We start from the raw sequence: 21,167 nt of genomic DNA, 5'->3' as shown, positions 1-21,167 counted from the left end.
GACGCGGCCATTCAATACAGCACGACAGAACGGATCGACTCGCCGCTCTTCATCAAATCAAAACCCTCATTGATGCGTTCCAGCGGTAATGTATGGGTAATCAAATCATCAATATTCAGTTTACCGTCCATGTACCAGTCAACAATTTTCGGAACATCCGTACGGCCGCGTGCTCCACCGAAAGCGGATCCTTTCCATTCGCGACCGGTGACCAGTTGAAATGGGCGCGTGCTAATTTCTTGCCCGGCGGCAGCAACGCCAATGATGAATGATTGGCCCCACCCTTTATGGCAACACTCAAGTGCCTGCCGCATGGTGGTGATATTGCCAATACATTCGAAAGTGTAATCAGCTCCACCGTCGGTCAACTGGATGATGTGATTGACAATATCTCCAACTTCTTTCGGGTTCACGAAATCGGTCATGCCGAACTTGCGTGCTATCTCAATTCGACCGGGATTGATGTCAACTCCGATAATTTTGTTAGCACCTACCATCTTTGCACCTTGAATTACGTTCAGACCGATTCCACCCAATCCAAACACAACCACATTCGCGCCAGCTTCAACTTTGGCTGAAAAAACCACGGCACCGACACCGGTTGTCACACCACAGCCGATGTAGCACGCCTTGTCAAAGGGCGCATCCTCACGGATTTTAGCTAATGCGATCTCAGGAACAATGATGTAGTTGGAGAAAGTCGAGGTTCCCATGTAGTGATAGATGGCCTTACCGTCAATTGAGAAGCGTGATGTGGAATCCGGCATCAAACCACGACCCTGAGTCGAGCGGATGGCTTGACAAAGATTGGTCTTGCGCGACAGGCAGTACTTGCATTGACGACATTCCGGGGTATATAGAGGAATGACATGGTCGTATTTTTTAACAGAGGAAACACCCGGGCCGACATCGACTACGATACCCGCGCCTTCGTGACCTAGAATCGACGGGAAAATACCCTCCGGATCAGAACCCGACAAGGTGTAATAATCGGTGTGGCAGATTCCGGTCGCTTTAATCTCGACCAGCACTTCACCCTCTTTTGGCCCTGCAAGATCAACTTCTTCAATCGTCAGCGGCGCACCGGCCTTCCATGCGACTGCAGCTTTTGTTTTCATCAGTGAACTCCATAATGATTCATGAAAAAATAGCTCAATAGAGAAGTATTGTAAACCAAGCATTACTAACGTAAGGTCAGTTTCTATGCTCGCAAGGTTTGGATCACTAAGTTCTCCAATACACGTTAACTGAGCTACTTGCTGCCTATAATGTAGCTTGATTTCTGCTACCATTAGTCATGCGTTGTGTCACCAAATAATTTCACTTTTCAATCTCAATTACAATATCCATTACGCAGCGCAGAACAAGTATCAACTTAATTTATTTAAAGGAAGCATCATGCCTAGCAACATCCATAGTAAAGCCATAACACAAGGTGTGCAGCGTTCGCCTAATCGTGCCATGTTGCGCGCCGTAGGTTTTGGCGATGGTGATTTTAACAAACCTATTGTAGGCATCGCCAATGCGTACAGCACTATTACCCCCTGCAATGCGGGGTTAGGAACTTTAGCGACCCGGGCTGAGCAAGCGGCCCACGCCGCGGGTGCGATGCCACAGATGTTTGGAACTATCACAATTTCTGACGGCATCTCGATGGGTACCGAAGGCATGAAATGCTCGCTGGTGAGCCGCGAGGTGATTGCTGACTCAATTGAGACGGTCTGTCGTGCTCAAAGCATGGACGGCATACTCGCCGTCGGTGGCTGCGATAAAAACATGCCGGGCGCCATGATTGCCTTCGCACGTTTGAACATTCCGGCTATTTTCGTTTATGGTGGCACCATCAAACCCGGTCACCTCAACGGACGTGATTTGACCATCGTCAGCAGTTTCGAGGCAGTGGGGCAATTCATCGCGCATCGAATCGATGCAGCAGAGCTTCTGGCGGTCGAGCGCAAAGCCTGTCCCGGAGTGGGTTCCTGTGGTGGAATGTTTACAGCTAACACCATGTCATCCACATTTGAAGTCATGGGTATAAGTCTGCCGTATTCATCCACTATGTCGGCAGAAGATGCGGAAAAATCCGACAGCGCCGCACGCTCGGCCGAAGTACTGGTACAAGCTATCCAGAAACAAATTTTACCGTCTCAACTTTTAACCAAAAAAGCTTTCGAGAATGCAATTTCCGTGGTTATGGCGGTAGGTGGCACGACTAATGCGGTCTTACATTTGCTGGCAATCGCGCATGCGATGGATGTTGACTTAAGCATTGATGATTTTGAAACAATCCGAAAACGCGTCCCTGTGTTTGCCGATATGAAACCATCCGGGCGCTACGTTGTAACCGATCTTCACCAAGCCGGCGGCATTCCGCAAGTCATGAAGATGCTCTTGGTACACGGCTTGCTGCATGGTGACTGCTTGACTATCACCGGCGAAACTGTCGCAGAGGTACTTAAAAATGTACCCGCAGAACCACGTTCTGATCAAGACGTGATTCGAGCTTGGAATAATCCAATTTATCCGCAAGGACATTTAGCGATCCTTAAAGGCAATCTGGCAACGGAAGGTTCAGTGGCCAAAATAAGTGGTATTAAAAATTCGAAAATTACCGGCCCCGCGCGCGTATTCGATTCAGAGGAAACGTGCATGGAAGCAATTCTTGCAGAAAAAATCAATCCCGGAGAAGTACTGGTAATCCGCTACGAAGGCCCGAAAGGGGGGCCGGGGATGCGTGAAATGTTATCACCCACGGCCGCTTTGGTAGGCGCCGGAATGGGCGAAAGCGTCGCGCTTATTACCGACGGTCGCTTTTCAGGGGGCACTTACGGCTTTGTAGTTGGACACGTTGCACCCGAAGCAGCCATGGGCGGTACCATAGCACTGGTCGAAGAGGGGGATTCTATAACCATTGATGCTGAAGCCCGCCTGATACAACTGAATGTAAACGACCAAGAGCTTGCACGGCGTCGTGCCCTGTGGCAACCGCCAGCACCACACTATAAACGCGGCGTATTAGCAAAATATGCCCAATTGGTGTCTAGCGCAAGCTTAGGCGCGGTAACGGACGCATAAATGTGGGCAGCTAGTCCAGTTTTTATTCAGCAGATGAAGATTTTGATAGGAGTGCAATAGTTAAAGTGTCATCAAGAATGAAAAGCGTAGCGTGATGTGCGGTTATGCTCCTCACATCACGCTACGAATGACACCCTACGCAGTACCGCCCACAGTCAATCCCTCTATTCTTACCGTTGGCTGACCCACGCCTACCGGCACACTCTGACCTTCCTTACCACAAACGCCGACACCGGGATCAAGCGCCATGTCGTTGCCTATCATTGAGATACGGGTTAACGCCTCAGGGCCATTGCCGATCAGGGTTGCACCCTTCACCGGGTAAGTGATTTTACCGTCTTCAATCATGTATGCTTCAGCGGTGGAAAACACGAACTTGCCGCTTGTAATATCCACCTGTCCCCCGCCAAAATTCGCGGCATACAACCCATGCTTGACTGAAGCAATAATATCCTGTGGGTCTTTATCGCCATTCAGCATATAGGTGTTAGTCATGCGCGGCATCGGCAGATGCGCAAAAGATTCGCGCCGAGCATTACCGGTAATTGGCACGCCCATCAGGCGCGCATTCAAAGTGTCCTGCAAATAGCCCATAAGGATGCCGTCCTCGATCAAAACCGTGCGTTGCGTAGGATTGCCTTCATCATCCATTTGCAGCGAGCCGCGCCTGTTAGCAATTGTGCCATCGTCCACTACCGTAACACCTTCGGCTGCTACCCGTTCACCGATCCGGCCGGAAAAAGTAGAGCTGCCTTTACGGTTGAAATCACCCTCCAGACCGTGCCCAACGGCCTCATGCAGCAAAATACCAGGCCAACCGGAACCGAGCACCACAGTCATATTACCCGCTGGCGCGGGTCTGGCACCCAGGTTAATAACTGCCTGATGTACCGCCTTGGCGGCGTAATCGTATAATACTTCGTCGGTAAAAAAGGCATAGTCGAAACGTCCGCCCCCGCCAGATGACCCCTGCTCACGCTTGCCGTTACTTTCCACAATAACTTGCACCGACAAGCGCACCAATGGACGGATGTCAGCATTCATCAAACCATCGCTACGCGCCACCAACACCACCTCATACTCGCCTGCTAGTCCCGCTATCACCTGAGTAACACGCGGATCCAGGGCGCGCGCATAACGCTCCAGGCGTTCCAGCATCGCGACCTTGTCCGCATCTTTCAAACTGGCGATAGGATCATGTGGTAGATAAAAATGTCTGTTGCTGTTCGCGTGTAATAGCGGCACAGTTTGCGTCCCGCCCTGCCGTGCAATCGCGCGCGTAGCCAGTGCGGCACTTTCCAAGGCTGCCAAACTGATGTCATCAGAATAAGCAAAAGCGGTCTTTTCACCGCTCACTGCCCGCACACCTACACCCTGCTCGATACCAAAACTGCCAGACTTGACGATACCTTCTTCAAGCGACCAGCTTTCGGCGCGACTGTATTGAAAATACAGGTCAGCGTAATCCACTTTATGCGCCAGCATTTTAGAAAACATTTGCTCCAGATGGCGAGTTTCAAGCGCATGCGGTGCAAGCAGTGACTGCTGTGCAAGAGCAAATACAGTATCGTTATTTTGCATTGTCAAACCCATAGAAATTTAAAAGATCGTTACAAAAAATCCAGCTTATTGTTATTCAACCAGCTTATTGTTATTCAACAAGACAAGCTTTGCATCAAGTCGTTCCCCGCTGTACATCCCAAGAATCAGGCGCCACGTGTTTTAAATCTAACATGAGGTAAGGCGTACGGTGGGACAGCGCGGGCAAGCTGGCGCGCAGGCTAGCATGATAGGATGGATTTATTTCCGCAACCACGACTCCTGAGCCACGTGGCAATCGATCCAGCACCCTCCCCCACGGATCAACGATCATACTATTACCGTGTGTTTCACGGCCATTGATGTGATAACCGCCCTGCCCTGCGGCCACTACATAAGCCAGATTTTCGATGGCGCGCGCGCGCACCAATACCTCCCAATGCATTTTTCCAGTGGTCTCAGTGAAGGCGGAAGGCAGCACAATAATATTTACATCGTGCATAGCGCGAAACAACTCAGGAAAACGCAAATCGTAACAAATCGCCAAACCAATGCGGCCGAATGGGCTATCCACCACCACTACCTGCTCACCTGCCTCAATAGTCCGCCCCTCATGGTAACGCTCATTGCCGAGTTCGAGATTGAATAAATGGATTTTGTCATAGCGCGCAACCTGTTCTCCATTATCGTCATACACCAGACAGGCATTACGCATTTTGTCCGGCACATCGGCGACCAGTGGGATGGAACCGCCGACCAGCCAGATTTTATGCGCACGCGCAGTCTCACTTAAAAAAGTCTGAATTTCGCCACTACCCGGTTGCTCGCGCACCGCCAATTTATCCGTATCATTCAGTCCCATAATGGGAAAATATTCCGGTAATACAACCAGGCGGGCGCCCTGATCCACAGCTTTTTCGATCAGGCGGCGCGCTTCGCTCAGGTTACCCGGTACATTTGGCCCCGAAGCCATTTGCACAGCAGCAACCTTAAAAGTCTTAATTTGCGCATGAGCCGCGACACGTCGTTGGGTGGTATTTTCGTCTTGCATACTTCCAATTCTTTCATAGTATGATTTCATGGTGGCGCCACAGACTTGCCTGCACCCACTTTTTCTACATTCGGGTCGGCCCAAGCACCCGTAATATTGTATTCAAACGACGCCAACTTATCGAGCGGTTCGCGCAATATCTTGTTAGCAATGAAGACCCCAATGCCGACTACCGGACCAGCGGCAAACGCGCTCAGCAGGGATGCTGTGTTCCCCACCGTAGGCAGAATGCGCACACGCAAGTTTTGCGTTTCTTGGTTTAGATCCACCTGCCCACTCATTGTCACTTTGGCGGCCGAGCCTTCAATTTTAAAATCATTAGTAAACAGCATCCCCTTACTGACTTGCGCCACTCCGTTGATGCTATCAAATTTAAAACCAGCGCTGAAAATGTCCGTAAAATCCAGCGTAATCCGTTTGGGCAGGGCTTGCAGACTCAGAATACTGAGCAGCTTACCAATGCCTGGATCGATTTGCAGGAACTGTCCTTTTCCGGTACTCAGTTTGAGCGTGCCATCCAGCGTGGCATAGCTGAATTCAGCAGGCGCGCCGGGCCAAGAAAACGTCCCTTCTAGTTCTCCGCTGCCGTCCTTCACGCTATTTGGGTAGCCGGAACGGCCCAGAATTTTCCCTGCATCACTGATTTCCAGCTTGAGGTTGACTTGAGTTTGCTCCCCGCCAGGGCCCATCTGCCATTTTCCATCCGCAGTCAACTCACCGTCTGGGTTAGTGATAATTAAGCGCTCCAACAGCCAGTCGCGCTCATGCTGTTGCGCCAATAACTCCAGCTTGCCCAGATTCTTTCCATTCAGCGTGAGGCTGCTCACAGCCACGTCGAGCGTGGGATGTTTCATGCCAGCAACATTTTTTTTAATAGCAATAAATGGAATTATCGTACTCTTCTTTTTGCCACTTTCATCCCGATCCAACTCCAGAGACAAGTTTTTCAGACGAGCAGCAAACTTACCATTACCATGCGGCTGCCAACTCACTTCGCCATTAACTGACTTAGCGGCCAGTTGCGCAGCAATCGTGCCATTAATATTGCGTGCAATGATACGAAGATCATCGGCCATATAACCATACCCACTGATCTTCTGGATCAGCAAGTCGACACCCGCGATACTGACCGGTGTCGACCCGTCTGACGCACTAGCCAGCGCTCCCCAGCCTTCCATCGATAACTGCGGCATGGTGCCGACGAGCCACACGCCATCCTTTTCCAACCACTTGCCCGCATTGCCAAAATTGACTGTGCCGCGCTTGATGACCCGTTCACCTCCCTCATCCCAACGCAAAAATTTCGCGCTGAGGAGTTTGCCATATTGCACCGATAACAAGTCCTGTTGCGGCGTCATGCTATTCATCTCGAAGCGCAGCGGAATAATCTCGCTGGCACGCTTTGCAAATGGCGCGGGCAGATCAGATGCCAGTCCGATCAAATTGGAAGTGAGCTGCATACTGATGTGTTTTTTTAAAACCGTAATTTCTGACTCCCAATCACTACTACCATGCAGATAATTCAACAACGAATGCGGCGCAACCTCACGTAGAGCGTCTATATTTGCGCGACCGACTATCTTGGCATTTACAGCGCCATCTTTATTGCTCTGCAATGCCAGGGTGGCAAGTCCTCCAAGCACTTGCATCGTGACGTTCTCCGTGCGTACCGATGATTCACTGAACAGCAGATCACCATTAACTTTATGTAAAGTTGGCACGCTCTTGCCCAAACTCACTTCATTGTCGAGAAAGCGATAACGGCCGGAAACCATTGCCGGCTTACTACCACGCAATGGAATATCCACTTGTAGATTCAAATTACCAATCCCACTCGACGTCATGTTATCGGTGAGGCCATCGATATATTCGCGCACCGGACTTTGCTGAATAAAATTCAGACCATGCTTCGTTTCACCCACCGACTCGCCCCGCACTTGCAATAGCAGGCCAGGACTTTCTATATCCGGCAGAACGACACTAACATTTTTCACAGATCCGCCCGCAGTCATAGCGGTCGGAGCAGTCACCTCAAGCCGTTTACCCTGAATCACCAATTTTGCAACAGCATTTTCCACACGAGGCCAATCTTTCGCGTACTCCACCGTCACTCCCGTTGCACGCGCCCTGATCTGAAACAAGCCATTACGGTTTCCATCGAATGGAAAATCATTCAAATCACCCTTCAGGCGCAGGTTAAAGTCATCTGCGTGCCCGTCGATCAACGCATTTCGTATCCAATTGTGGGCTTCGCTATTCAACGCAACCAATGGAATATACCGAGCAGTATGCTGCACTGCGGCGCGCGTCAGACGAACAGTCAAGTCAATCAGGCCAGGACTTTGAGGTAGTGACTGATAGCTACCAAAAAAATTTCCGGCAACGTCTGCGTTAGCGATGGACACCTTATTAAATTTGACTTCCATCCCGCGGTCACGTTTTTGCCAACTCAACTGTGCAATGAGCGAATCAAATGCCAAAGGCTCGGGCATAATCAGTGGCGCATCCACCAAAAAATTGCGCGTATTGAGTGATAACGTACCGTTAGCGTCGTTACCATCCACTTGGCCGCTCAGTCGCGTAAATCCCGGAATATTATCCGCGCGTCGTATGGATAATCCGTCGAAACGCGCCTTAATCTCATAATTCAATAGCTTATCGAAATCACCCCGCCATTTTGCCTGCACATCGGAGATCCGTCCCTGAGGCGCAAATTTGGCAAGGTGTTGCTTCATACTATGCGTCAACGGCAGAAAATGCATCAAACTGGTGAAGCGGTCAATATCCAGCGTATTGACGCGCACCGCACCGCTAGCAGGTTGTTTGTCTGTCGCATCTGCAAAACGCAGGTATAAATCAATGGGCTGCAACGCCAGTTCATTACTCATCTGCAATGATAATTTTCGCGTGGAAATTTCAAAACCCCGAACCACGTCGTGCCATTCAACACGCCCACGCAGCTTGATCACATCGAGAAGCGGCAAATCATCGGCCAATTGTGTCTGTACGTCAGCCAGCGCTAGATCAGCAGTAAACTTGTTGATTTTTCCGTTCTCAACCCCCAGCCAACCGCGCAACGCGCCTCTACCCCGTTTGGGCGAAATGGGTAGCGGTAACCATGTATTCCAAGCGGCAACATCGACATAATCAAGCTGGGTATACAACTCCCCGCGCCAAGCATTGAAGTTGTCAAAACTGGTACCAAAGAAATCACCCCGCAGATCCAGTTGCGCAGACAATCCCGCTGGAGGTTGCGCTCGCAACGAAAAACTGTGGCGACGCCCACTGTTTTCAATGAGCATGTTTACTTGATTTAATATTAATGGGGGCGCAGCACGCTGCTCGTCCTGCCAAGTGATGCGCGCGCCACGAACTACAATGTGCTTTTGGTGCAATAACCAATCCGCCAGCCCGTGATCCGCAGGCTGACCGGGGATATTACTCGACATCTTTATGCCAGCGATATACAACAAGCCTTGCGCATCCCGCTTTATCAACAGGTCTGGCTGGTTAATCTCCAGGCTATATAGGCGTACTTGACCTGTCAGCGCTGTCATCCACGACACCACATTGTCCACTCGCTGCAATGCGAGCAAAGTTTGTCCCTGTTTATCCAGAATAAGCACATCCGTAAACAGGAGATGCGGGCGAATGCCATGCCAGTCTGCCTCAATCTTGCCAATAGTCACTGGCTGACCAACAACATGACTGACCATAGCGCTGATGTGGTCGTGATAACGTTCGATATCGGGCAATATCCAGTAACGCAATGTCAGCAATAATCCCCCGCCAGCGAACAACAGCAACACCGCACCCAATAGCACGAATCGTGTTAATTGATTGCAGCAACGCCCACAAAAGCGCAAGCAAACTCTCAACATAAAATGGGATGGCCAAGTGACCATGTAAACAAACAAGCCAAGGCACGCATAGCAGATTTATAATGAACCATTAAAGATATAAACAGTTTAACCCTAAGCCCCCTCAATGAATACCGTCATCATGCCCATTTCCGCTAATTTTGATATTGTTTTACAGCGCGCCCTGCGTGGCAGCCGATATGCACAGCGCCTGCTCGATAGTGAAGGCGAATTACTACCGTGGCTGTGTGCGCACTATGCTCAACCGTGCAATATGGATGAAATGACGGCATGGTTAGCCACCCTACCCGTAACGAGCGAAGATTCGCTGTCACGTGCGCTACGCTGGTTGCGCAAGCGCGTCATACTCAAGCTACTGACGCGCGACCTTGGTGGATTAGCCAATCTGGAAGAAGTAATGACCTGCATGTCTGCACTGGCAGAACTGACCGTGCAGCGCGCACAATCCTTTATTATGGAGACACTGGTGCAACAGTATGGTCAGCCCATAGGTGCACTGAGCGGCACGCCGCAACAATTGCTGGTAATTGGCATGGGCAAGCTGGGTGGCATGGAACTCAATGTCTCCTCTGATATTGATCTTATTTTTGTCTATCCGGAAGACGGCAACAGCAATGGCTCTCGCAGTATAAGTAACCACGATTTTTTTACCCGCCTGGGGCGTCGCCTCATTAGCCTGATTAGCGAACTAACCCAGGAAGGCTATGTATTCCGCGTGGACATGCGTTTACGGCCTTATGGTGACAGCGGACCATTGGTGATGAGTTTCGCAGCGGTGGAGGAATATCTTGTAGAGCAAGGTCGAGAATGGGAACGTTACGCCTGGATTAAAGCTCGAGTAATTTCTCCAGCAGACTATCCCGCTACGCAAGAGCTTATGCAGCTCGTGCAACCCTTTATATTCCGCAAATATCTGGACTTCGGCGCATTCGAATCCATGCGCAAACTACATGTACAAATTAGCCATGAAGTGCAGCGACGTGACCGAATTGACAATATCAAACTGGGGCCAGGTGGCATCCGCGAAATTGAGTTCATAGCCCAGGTTTTTCAATTGATCCGTGGCGGGCGCGATGCCAGCCTGCGCATCCGTCCCACCTTGCAAGTGTTGCAACTTCTGCGCGATAACGGCCAACTTACCGCAGATACCGTAATAGAGTTGAGTGCAGCTTATGTTTTTTTACGTAATCTGGAGCATCGCCTGCAATATCTGGATGACCAGCAAACTCATGACTTACCTAAAAATATTATCGATCAAGCTTTGTTAGCCGAAGGCATGGGCTATCCAGAATACGGCGCCATGTTGAAACAATTAAACCACCACCGCTCGTTAGTAAGCGGTCAGTTCGCCCAAATTTTCAGCACGCAAAAAGATAACGCGATAGCAAGTACGCTTTGGCACGAAAATTTAAATGCGGATGAATTACAAAATGACCTTGGCAAATTAGGTTATGTAGACACAATGACCTTGGCTGAACGGCTATTGCATATTCGTGACAGCGGCCGCTACCGCCAACTACCGGACTCAAGCCGCCAACGCATGGACAAATTGATCCCGCAGTTCATTACGCTATGTGCAGTGCCGAGCAACCGTGACCAAACCTTGCTGCGCATACTCAATCTGTTGGAAAGCATTAGTCGACGCGCCTCTTATCTGGCCTTTCTGGCCGAATATCCAAAGGTTTTGCCACGTTTGATCGGCCTTGCCAGCGCCAGTGAGTGGGCATGCGAATACTTAATCAAGCATCCCATTCTGCTGGATGAATTGCTCGATACGCGTGAAATCTACCAGGCACCCAATTGGATTGCTCTAGATGCTGAACTGTTGACACAACTGGATCAATGCAATACGGATACCGAACGCCAAATGGATGTGCTGCGTCAATTTCAACATGCCCAAACATTCCATTTATTGGCAATGGATTTACAAGGGTTGTTGCCGTTGGAAACGCTAAGCGACCATCTCAGCAACCTGGCCGATTTGATTTTGCAGCATGTGTTGCAACTGTGTTGGCGTGATGCGCGCAAGAAACACCAACAGCAAGCGCAATTTGCCATTATTGCCTATGGCAAACTGGGGGGTCGCGAACTCGGCTATTCTGCTGATCTCGACCTGATTTTTTTGTACGACGACCAGCATTCCGACGCAGCAGAAATCTATGCCCGACTGGCTCAGCGCATCAATACCTTGTTAAGCAGCTATACCTCAGCGGGTCGTTTGTATGAAATAGATTTGCGCCTGCGTCCGAATGGCGCTAGCGGCCTGCTGGTCAGTTCCATTCCCGCGTTCGCTGAATATCAGCAGCAGCACGCTTGGGTGTGGGAACACCAGGCGCTGACGCGAGCGCGCTTCTGTGCTGGAGATGAACAAGTAGGCAAACAATTTGAAATCATTCGCAACAACGTTTTGCGCAAACCGCGTGATCTGAATGTGCTGCGCCAGGAGATCGTAGCAATGCGGCAGAAAATGCTGGACACCCATCCAAATGACAGCGATTTATTCGATATCAAGCATGATCGCGGCGGTATGGTGGATATCGAGTTCATAGTGCAATTTTTGGTATTGGCCTATGCTCACGCCGAGCCAAAACTGACTGCTAACAGCGGTAACTTGGCACTACTCATGCTCGCCGGTGAACTAGGATTAATAAAAGTAGAATTGGCGGAGGCGGCCAGCAACTGCTACCGCACCCTGCGCGCACTGCAGCACAAGATGCGCCTGAATAACCAATCCCCCTATCGAATTGACAGAAAAGAAATCGACACCGCATCGGTAATTACGCTATGGGAAGCACTCTGGGGGCCACATTGTCAAGAAAAAAAGTAGCACTCGCCTGATTAAAAATCAAACACAACGACAACCCAGCTCCAACCTTCAATAATTACTTGGGCGTGATCAAAGTAAGCGCGCCAGTGTTAGAGCCGTTATCCGTTATGGTGTTATTGCCCAGCGAACTCAACGTTCCACCGGTGCCCTTATAAAACCCAATCGCATTGCCCGATACCATGCTTTTGTTGAGGGTGACCGAGGCAGTTCCAGCAGTGGCAGATGCCACGATACCTTCGACAGTATTATTTGTGACTGTTGAACGGACTATATTTATCCGGGCGTTTCCGGAAGTACCCGAAAATGCCTCTATGCCAGTACCACCTCCAGTTACGACGGTATTGCTGACAGCAACGGTTGTTGTTGTGCCGGCAGCGCTTTGAACCAGGATGCCGCTGTCATTGCCGAGAAACTTGGATTTCGAAATAGCGGCCGTCGCGCCTCCCTGAACCCCAATGCCAACGCTATTATCACGAACAATGGTGTCAACCATCCGCACGGTAGCTGCTGTATTAACAAAAACACCGTGTTGATTGACACCATTAAAATTGGAAATAACACAGTTTTCAATTGAAAGCTTCGCACCAGCGGACATTAAAATTCCTGAATCACCTCCTTGACCATTGATGGTCAGGCCGCGCAGCACCACATTTACGCCGGGGGTGGCAATCGTCACGCCCGTTGCACCTGGAAAGACGGACATGCCGGCATAGACACCTGGAGCGGCCGTCAAAGAAACAGATCGAGTGGGCGTGACGACGCCATAAGCAGCAGAGTCGACTGCTACGACTTCACCATCTGCATTGACCACAGCTATTGCTGTATAAAACGTACGGCAGGGATGAGCCGTATCGCAATTAAACGTGATGTTTGAATCTAATCCATAAGATGCTACAAAGGCACGCGGGACGCGTGGAGCGTGGTCTATACCCTGCGCGCTTGGTGTCACACTGTTCAAGGCAGCGGATGACGCGCTTGTACCTGCAACATTAGTAGCTGTAACCGTAAAGGTGTAGGCCGTACCATTAGTTAGCCCATTAATGGTGATTGACGAACAGGGTGCCAGGCAAGAACCCGTAAATCCGCTAGGCGAGCTGATGGCGGTGTAACTAATAATAGGCGAGCCTCCATTATTGGCAGGCGCAGTGAAACTAATAGTGGCACTTCCGTTGCCGGTAGTGACCGTGGTAACGGTGGGTGCATCTGAAGGGGAAAAAGGAATGGTATTAATTGTGGATAGCAGATTACCCATTGCATCGTAAACATAGTCAATTGCGATACCGTTTGCGAAGGCCACTCTGGTAAGACGACTCAGCGCGTCGTAGGTATAGCTGTCCGCAGCGCAGGATTGACCAAGTGACAACAGGAATGCAACGAGTAAGCCAATTAAATTTTTCATAACTTTATATTAATCTCTCCGGGTTCAATTCCCCGTCCCTTGGGGCAAAGGCTGGCTGAAAGCCAGCAGCTTGGAGAGCGGTGTTAATACCCCGCTGCATGCGGCGAGTGCTTGATTCCGATCTCGGACTCTTTGATTCTCCTTCAGATTCACCTTCAATCTAACCGTGATCTATTCTTATTTATTTGTCCAATCGTATTGCACCACGGGGATGCCATGGCCAACTCATTAGCGAAGTGCCAAACTCAATCGTAACGTTAACAATTTGGGCAAATTCCGCAATCCCCCTATTTTCCGTAATTCGCCCATAGCACTCATCTCAGACCAAGTACATTCAAATCAAAATTATATTGCTGACAATGTTATGATTTCTTTCACAGTTACAAAAACCCAGTTTTTGCAAACTAAATGTCTCATCAATTATTACTGAATGTCTCATCAATTATTAACGTTAGGCTCAGTATAGCAAGCCCCACTCCAAAATATTCTTGTTCCATTATGGTTTGTCCGTTAATCCTATTTTCCTTTGTTGACGCCCGTTCATACTTCGATATGCCTTGCAGAGCAAGGCTACTCAGCACGAACGGGAATAACCTAAATGCCCGCGCCAAAAAATTTATTCGTCCTGAGCATCAAGTGCAAAACGGTATTAATTTGTCATGATTTCGACGATGGGAATCGGATTGGTTGGGGATGTTGGGCGACGTTAAGTTGACTTACGCGATTGAATTTCCTATCCTCGCTGCCGAACTTCCTATCCTTGAGTCAGCATCTGATTTAATTCGATGCTCATGCAAACGGTGCAGTGAGGTAGTGCCTACGCAAGTCAGGCCAATATCGACGCTGGCAATACACGGCCAGGTTCGCACAGTGACGCAAACAAAACAATAGTTTCAAGGTCAATATGACATCAAAAAAATCAATTCAACGCTTCTTGGCATGACGCACGCAATAACCGCCATCAAGAAACTGCTTACGCAGCATAAACCGATCGGGTACCGCAAGGGGCGTGGATGGCAACGTGGACATCATGCCGTGGCGATGTTGGTAATGATGCTCGGACTGAGTGGTGTTGGCGTCGGCGTTGGTGTATCAACGGCTCACGCCCAAGTGCCTGGTTGGCAGCGAATTCAGCTTTCCCCGGTGACACCGGCGGAATCAGAAGCGAGGATCGCCGCACGGTGGTTGCCGGCCAATCTGAATCAAACCCAATCAGGTAGTCCGCTAGGCACCAGCATCCAGGATGCCCGGCTAGCAAAAACAGAAAGCGCCAGCCTGGTGGGCAGCGCCAATGCATTGGGCGCCCCGTCGGTTGCCGAACTGGCGCGCGCCTTGCGCAATGATCCGGATCTCATCTATGACTACGTACGCAACACCATTGCATACTACCCCGTATGGGGCATGCAAAAGGGTGCATTCGGCGCTATGTTGGACAACTCAGGTACGGCCTTCGATCAGGCGGACTTGCTGGTCGCCCTGTTGAGGCAAGCCGGTTATACGGCAAGTTTCGTCAAAGGGCAGATCACGTTGAGTGCCACGCAAGTGCATGATTGGCTAGGTGTCAATACCAGCAATATCTGTGCAGTATTTTCCCTGTTGAGCAATGGCGGTATCCCATACGACCCTGCCAAAGCGATCCCGACCGGAAGTTACAATTGTACCCCGACGAATTTGCTGATAGCCGGCCTGGTAACAATCAAATTCGATCATGTCTGGGTCAAAGCCACAATCAATGGAACATCGTATTATTTTGATCCCTCATTCAAACCGCATAGCTTCAAAACCGGTATCGATTTGACGGTCGCGAGCGGTTACAACGCGACAAATTTCCTGACGAATGCCAAACAAGGCGCTACACAGACAGCGGATTACATTCAGAACCTCAATCGCACGGCGATACGCAATAATCTGACGACTTACGCCGGCAATCTGGCCACATATTTGCGCAGTCAAAACCCGACGGCTGCGCTTGATGATGTCATCGGCGGGCAAACCATCATTCCCTATACGGGCGCCGACCTGCGCCAGACGGCTTTGCCCTATCGCGACACCAGCGTCGCCATGACGGAGTGGACAGACCTTCCCGCTAACTACAAATCCGCCTTACGCGTCCAGTTTGCCGGTATAGATCAAACTCTGACCTCGGACGCAATTTACGGCAAGCGCTTGAGCTTGCTCTTCAATACTTCCTTGCAACCGCAACTGATACTTGATGGTCAATTACTTGCGACAGGAACCGCGCAAACCGCTGGGGCGACAGGGTCTGTCACATTCACGGTGACCCACGCGGTCTCAAGTGCGAATCAGCAAGTCACCCAGCAAGTCAAAGCAGGAACAGCCAACATCTATTCCATCAGCAATGGTTGGGGCGCATCCGGACGGGGATTGATAGAACAGCATCGCAAAAAGGTCGTTGACTCGCGCGTCATCGGTAGCACCGATACCTCCGAGTCCGTATTGGGCGGAACGCTTGCCATTCTGGCAGCAACATGGATCACTGAAACGGATCGTGCAGCGGCCATGACGGATCGATTGGCCAAGACCAACACCCTGGTCTTTCATCGATTCGGTCTGGCGGGTTATCAAGACAACACAGCCTACGTCGACTTGCCGGGAAATATTGTCAGCGTCATCAGCGATACAAAAGATAGCGCAGCAGAATCGGCTGTCTTTTACAGTAGCGCCATGCACGGCAGCATTCTTGAATCCGTCGCCGTGCAGCAAGTGATCGGCACCAGTGCCGTTTCCACGGTCAAGCTGGTGGATATGGCAATTGGTAACGGCTATCGCATCTACGATGCCAAGGCAGCGAATTACGCCGCGATAGCGACCACCCTGGTGTCCTGCAGCAACTGGACAGGCCGCTTTCAGAGTGCAGTGAGCGCAGGTGCGCGACTGATTTTACCGTCCCAATGCAACATTGCAGAAGCGAACTGGTCGGGCGTCGGTTATTTCGATCTGCGCAGCAATTCGATCGGCGCCATTATCGGCAGCGGCAGCGGCTCGCTTCTGGGTGGCGCGGGCACCAGCAGCACAACTCCGGCCAATGCAGCCAACTTCGGCCTCAATACGTCGATCAACACGCTGACCAATACCGGCATCGGCGGCTACACGCTGGGTGACCCCATCGACCTCGTTCGCGGCAACTATCTTTACGCCCACGAAGACATCAACGTCGGTGTCGGCGAATTTCCACAGGCACTGAATCTACGGCGGCAATACAACTCCGCCATGCGTGGCGATGATGGTTCCTTAGGTCGAGGCTGGACGCATAACCTAGCCAGCCGCGCTACGGTGAGTTCCGATGGCTTTCAGGCGATGGGCGAAGATTCCGCTCTTGACGCCGTCGGCACACTGATTGAACAATGGATCGCACTCGACCTGCTCAAGGACCCCGCCAAACCGCTCGACAAAATACTGGCCGCCACCGTCGGCATGCGCTGGTTTGGCGATCAATTGCTAGACAACACCGTCATCGTTCGCCAAGGCCTCAACGCCGAAGCCTTTGTTAAACTACCCGATGGCAGTTACAACCCACCGCCCGGCAACGCCACCCGCCTGACCAAAAACCCCACCCCCGCTACCGGCTACACCTACGAAACCCTGCACAAATCACAGCTCAATTTCGCCACCACCGGCACGGCCACCGGAAATTTTCTGCTTACCACCTATACCCAGCCGGACGGCATCCAGGCCAAATTCACCTATAGCGGCAACAACCTCACCAGCGTCCAGAACAGCCTCGGCCGCACACTTACCTTCACCTATACCGGCAGCAACCCGATGCGAATATCCAAGGTGCGCGACGGCATCCGTACCGCCGGCCCAAACTACACCTACGACACCAACGGCAACCTCATTACCTATACCGACTCGCTGACAAAAGCCACCACCTTCCAATACGATCTCCCCGGTCGTATGACGAAACTGTTCTACCCCAACAATCCTGCCAACCCCTTCGCCACCAACGTCTACGACACACTTAGCCGCGTACAGACCCAGACCAATGCCAATAACAAGCTCTGGCAATACTACTTCGCCGGATTCCGCAGCGAAGAAGTCGCCCCCGACGGTAGCAGTAACGTCTCCTGGATCGACGCTAACGGCAAAATCACAGATGCCATCGATCCTCTAGGCCGCCTCACTCTCACCACCTACGATGGCCAGAGCCGGCCCATCCGCATCGAACTGCCCGACGGCAACGCCGTCGAAACCGACTACGACGACGCCCCCTGCGCCACACAAAACCGCTGCACCCACAACCCGAAGACCATACGCCAGCTACCGAAGCCCGGCAGTAGCGAGCCGATCCTGACTCGCACGTTCAGCTACGAACCCGCCTTCAACCGCATCGCCACCGCCACCGACGCGCGCGGCCAGACCACCAACTTTACCTACACCCCCCAAGGACTGCCCGCCACCCTTACCGCCCCCGCCGACCCCAACGGCCTGCGCCCCAGTGCCACCACCAGCTATACCGCCTACCCCTCCACACTTTTCGGCTACCCGCAGTTTTACCTGCCCACCAGCGTCACCCAAACGGTCTCAGCAACTGAAAACCTCACCTCCACCACCACCTACCTCAGCACCCGAAACTATGTCCCGCAGACATTCATCCGCGACGCTGGCGCCAGCCGCCTGAATCTCCAAACCACCTACACCTACGACACCATTGGCAACCTCACCTACATCGACGGCCCCCGTACCGATGTGGCCGATACCCAAGCGCTCGCCTACGACACCGAACGCCGCCCCATCAGCAGCACCAACGCCCTGAACAAAACCACCTATCGCTATTACGATGCCGACGGGCAACTGATCCGCACCGCCTCTCCAATTGGGGTCAAATGGCTAGTCAGTTGCCACAGCTACAGTTTCAGCGGTAAGCTGCTTAAAACTTGGGGTCCCGCCGAGACCACCGCTAACACCACTTGTCCGGCTGCCGTCGCCCCTACCTCCGTCACCGATTTCGCCTATGACGACCTCGACCGTCCCATCCGGACCACCCAAAATCTCCCCACCAGCGAAGGCGGCAACCGCATCAGCGAAACCGTCTATTTCCCTGATGGCAAACCGCAAAAAATCTTGCGCGGCGTCGGCACGCTCTTGGAGCAAACCGCCGCTACTTACAGCTACACCCCCAACGGCCAGCTTGCCACCCTCACCGACGCCAAAAACAACCTCACCCGCTACATTTACAACGGCCATGACCGCCTCACCGCCACCCAGTACCCCAACCCCACCAACCCCGGCAGCGCCAACCCCGCCGACCAGGAACAACAAAGCTATGACGCCAACGGCAACGTCATCAACCTCATCAAACGCAATGGCCAGAGCCTGACATTCGCCTATGACAACCTGAACCGGCTCATCAGCCGCAATTATCCCAACCCTGCTCTTAACACAAGCTATACCTATGACCTGCTGTCACACCGTACCGCCGCCCGTTACACCAACGGCGGCCATGACATCAACACTACCTACGACACCGCAGGACGCCCAATCAACACCACCGCAGCGGGCAGGGCGCTCACCACCCAATACGACCCCGCCGGCAACCGCACCCGCTTAACCTGGCCTGACGGCTACAGCATCAACACCAACTACGACGCCCTCAACCGCCCACTCAGCTACAAGGAAGGCGGCACCGTCCCCGTAACCACCCTGGCCACCACTACCTGGGACGACCTCTCCCGGCGCGCCACTCTCACCCTGGGCAACGGCACCACCAGCACCGCCACCTACAACACACAAGGCAACCTTGCCACCCTCACGCACAACCTCACTGGCACCAACAACGACCTGGGCTTCAGCTATGCCCGCAACCAGATTGGCGACATCACCGTCACCACCCCGCTCAATCCGCAAAGCAACTGGACACTGGCCAATCCCCCCGAAACCCGCACCGCTAACGGCCTCAACCAATACACCACCCGCAACACCACCCCCATCACCCACGACCCCAACGGCAACCTGCAAAGCGACGGGATATGGACCTACGGCCATGACCTGGATAACCGGCTAACCACTGCGGTACGCAATAACCCGGCGGGCAACGCCAGTCTGGGCTACGATCCGGTAGGGCGGCTGAACCGCACCGACATCAACGGCACGGTAACGGATTTACTCTATGACGGCACCGACCTGATCGCCGAATACGACGGAACGGGCACCCTCACCACCCGCCACATCCACGGCCCCGGCATGGACGAACCGCTGGTCAGCATCACGGGAACAAGCAAAACCTGGCGCTATGCCGACCACCTGGGCAGCATCATCGCCGAAGCGGACGCAACAGGGAACGCCACCGCAATACGCGGGTATGGCCCATTTGGCGAGAATGGAACCACGCCACCCAACCGCTTTGGTTATACGGGACAGCAATATATTGCCGGACTGGGGTTGTATTACTATAAGGCCAGATGGTATTCCCCCACCCTGGGGCGGTTTCTGGAGACGGACCCAATCGGCTATGCGGATGGGGTGAATTGGTATGCGTATGTGGGAAATAGTCCGGTTAATCGCAGGGATCCGACGGGACTCTATTGGTTTCAACAGAATTGGCAAGCAGTGGATCCTATCGTAGGTCGATCTGACACCTTCGTATGGCCTGGTGGGCCGATAAGCACATTCATTGAACAATATGTGCCGGCGGGAAGGACGCTGGCTGAATTACATGATCCGCTTGTTGGTGCACTCAGGAGCGCGGGCGTACCCGATTGGCTTGCCAACATTCCCACTATGCTCCCCACGTATGTGGCTGCCGTTGGTACAGAAATGTTGAGAACTTTGGGGATTGTCGGTCAACCGACACCGCTTCCCGCGCAACCAACGCCAAGCAAATGAACAAACTTGATTATTCAATACGTCGCATTAGTTTCACATTCACTTTATTTATTGTGATTTGTATCTTCTGCGGCCAAAGCTACGCAAAAGAGTTGCAGCCTGGAAGTGGTGCGGTTCCGGGCGATAGCGAGTTGCAAAGCGGTCAAAAATTCGAGATCGTCGGCGAACTCTATGCTATCGGTGTAACTGATGATCCCAGATCGGGCAAGTTGTCATTCATTGCTTTGCACCAGTTTCGAATTAGAGGACATGAAATAGTTTCAAGGCAGCTCGTTCCTATTGGCAGTATACTTACCATAGTCGATAAAAAACCGAAGAAGAGAGCGTTTTTTGTCTTTCCATACCCAGATCGATATGTTGTTCACATCAATACAATAGATGCGCCAGCAGGAATTTCAATAGTCCTGCGCCTTGAAGGTGGGATTGAAGGTAAATCGACCCCGCTTAACCCACTAATTTTCAAACCACTGTTGGGCCAATAGCCATGTAAGGGGCACGTTTTTATGCCCACGCGGATTCGTCATTTTGGGGTAGACAGTAAGCTAACGT

Annotated in this window: 9 protein-coding genes; 4 read left to right on the top strand and 5 right to left on the bottom strand. The window is 51.9% G+C overall.

Translation table 11 applies throughout. The features are described 5' to 3' along the window. Window positions 1-11: 11 nt before the first annotated feature. Window positions 12-1,118, bottom strand: a complete 1,107-nt coding sequence (locus W01_RS02390; protein ID WP_173052035.1) for an S-(hydroxymethyl)glutathione dehydrogenase/class III alcohol dehydrogenase — start codon at window positions 1,116-1,118, stop codon at window positions 12-14. Window positions 1,119-1,398: 280 nt separating this feature from the next. On the opposite strand from W01_RS02390, the gene ilvD reads away from it, so the two are divergent. Beyond that, window positions 1,399-3,075: a dihydroxy-acid dehydratase gene (gene ilvD / locus W01_RS02385; RefSeq protein ID WP_173052034.1), complete on the top strand. Its 1,677-nt coding sequence runs from the start codon at window positions 1,399-1,401 to the stop codon at window positions 3,073-3,075. A 135-nt stretch (window positions 3,076-3,210) separates the two neighbouring features. Here ilvD and tldD read toward each other — a convergent pair whose 3' ends face one another. The 3 genes from tldD to W01_RS02370 form a co-directional block, all read right to left on the bottom strand. Then, a complete protein-coding gene (gene tldD / locus W01_RS02380) occupies window positions 3,211-4,656 on the bottom strand; it encodes a metalloprotease TldD (protein ID WP_173052033.1) in 1,446 nt (481 codons plus the stop codon). A gap of 94 nt (window positions 4,657-4,750) precedes the next feature. Further along, on the bottom strand, window positions 4,751-5,665 hold the full coding sequence (locus W01_RS02375; protein ID WP_173055672.1) for a carbon-nitrogen hydrolase family protein: 915 nt from the start codon (window positions 5,663-5,665) through the stop codon (window positions 4,751-4,753). A gap of 26 nt (window positions 5,666-5,691) precedes the next feature. Beyond that, a complete protein-coding gene (locus tag W01_RS02370; RefSeq protein ID WP_173052032.1) occupies window positions 5,692-9,546 on the bottom strand; it encodes a YhdP family protein in 3,855 nt (1,284 codons plus the stop codon). Between the two features lie 106 nt (window positions 9,547-9,652). Between W01_RS02370 and glnE the strand changes: the two genes are divergently transcribed. Next, window positions 9,653-12,373 carry a bifunctional [glutamate--ammonia ligase]-adenylyl-L-tyrosine phosphorylase/[glutamate--ammonia-ligase] adenylyltransferase gene (glnE, locus tag W01_RS02365; protein ID WP_173052031.1) on the top strand — a complete coding sequence of 907 codons (2,721 nt, stop codon included), beginning with the start codon at window positions 9,653-9,655 and terminating at the stop codon, window positions 12,371-12,373. Window positions 12,374-12,428: 55 nt separating this feature from the next. Here the strand turns inward: glnE and W01_RS02360 are convergent, their stop codons facing one another. Then, a complete protein-coding gene (locus tag W01_RS02360; protein ID WP_173052030.1) occupies window positions 12,429-13,772 on the bottom strand; it encodes a fibronectin type III domain-containing protein in 1,344 nt (447 codons plus the stop codon). 939 nt (window positions 13,773-14,711) lie between these two features. Here W01_RS02360 and W01_RS02355 point away from each other — a divergent pair. Next, on the top strand, window positions 14,712-20,618 hold the full coding sequence (locus W01_RS02355; RefSeq protein WP_173052029.1) for an RHS repeat-associated core domain-containing protein: 5,907 nt from the start codon (window positions 14,712-14,714) through the stop codon (window positions 20,616-20,618). Beyond that, the gene (locus W01_RS02350; RefSeq protein WP_173052028.1) at window positions 20,615-21,100 is read left to right on the top strand and encodes a hypothetical protein; all 486 of its coding nucleotides are present in this window, start codon (window positions 20,615-20,617) and stop codon (window positions 21,098-21,100) included. The genes W01_RS02355 and W01_RS02350 overlap by 4 nt, the downstream gene beginning before the upstream one ends. Window positions 21,101-21,167 lie beyond the last annotated feature (67 nt).

The sequence above is a fragment of the Candidatus Nitrotoga sp. AM1P genome (assembly GCF_013168275.1).
In the GTDB taxonomy this organism is placed as follows: Bacteria; Pseudomonadota; Gammaproteobacteria; order Burkholderiales; family Gallionellaceae; genus Nitrotoga.
This window is presented reverse-complemented; position numbering and strand designations above follow the sequence as displayed.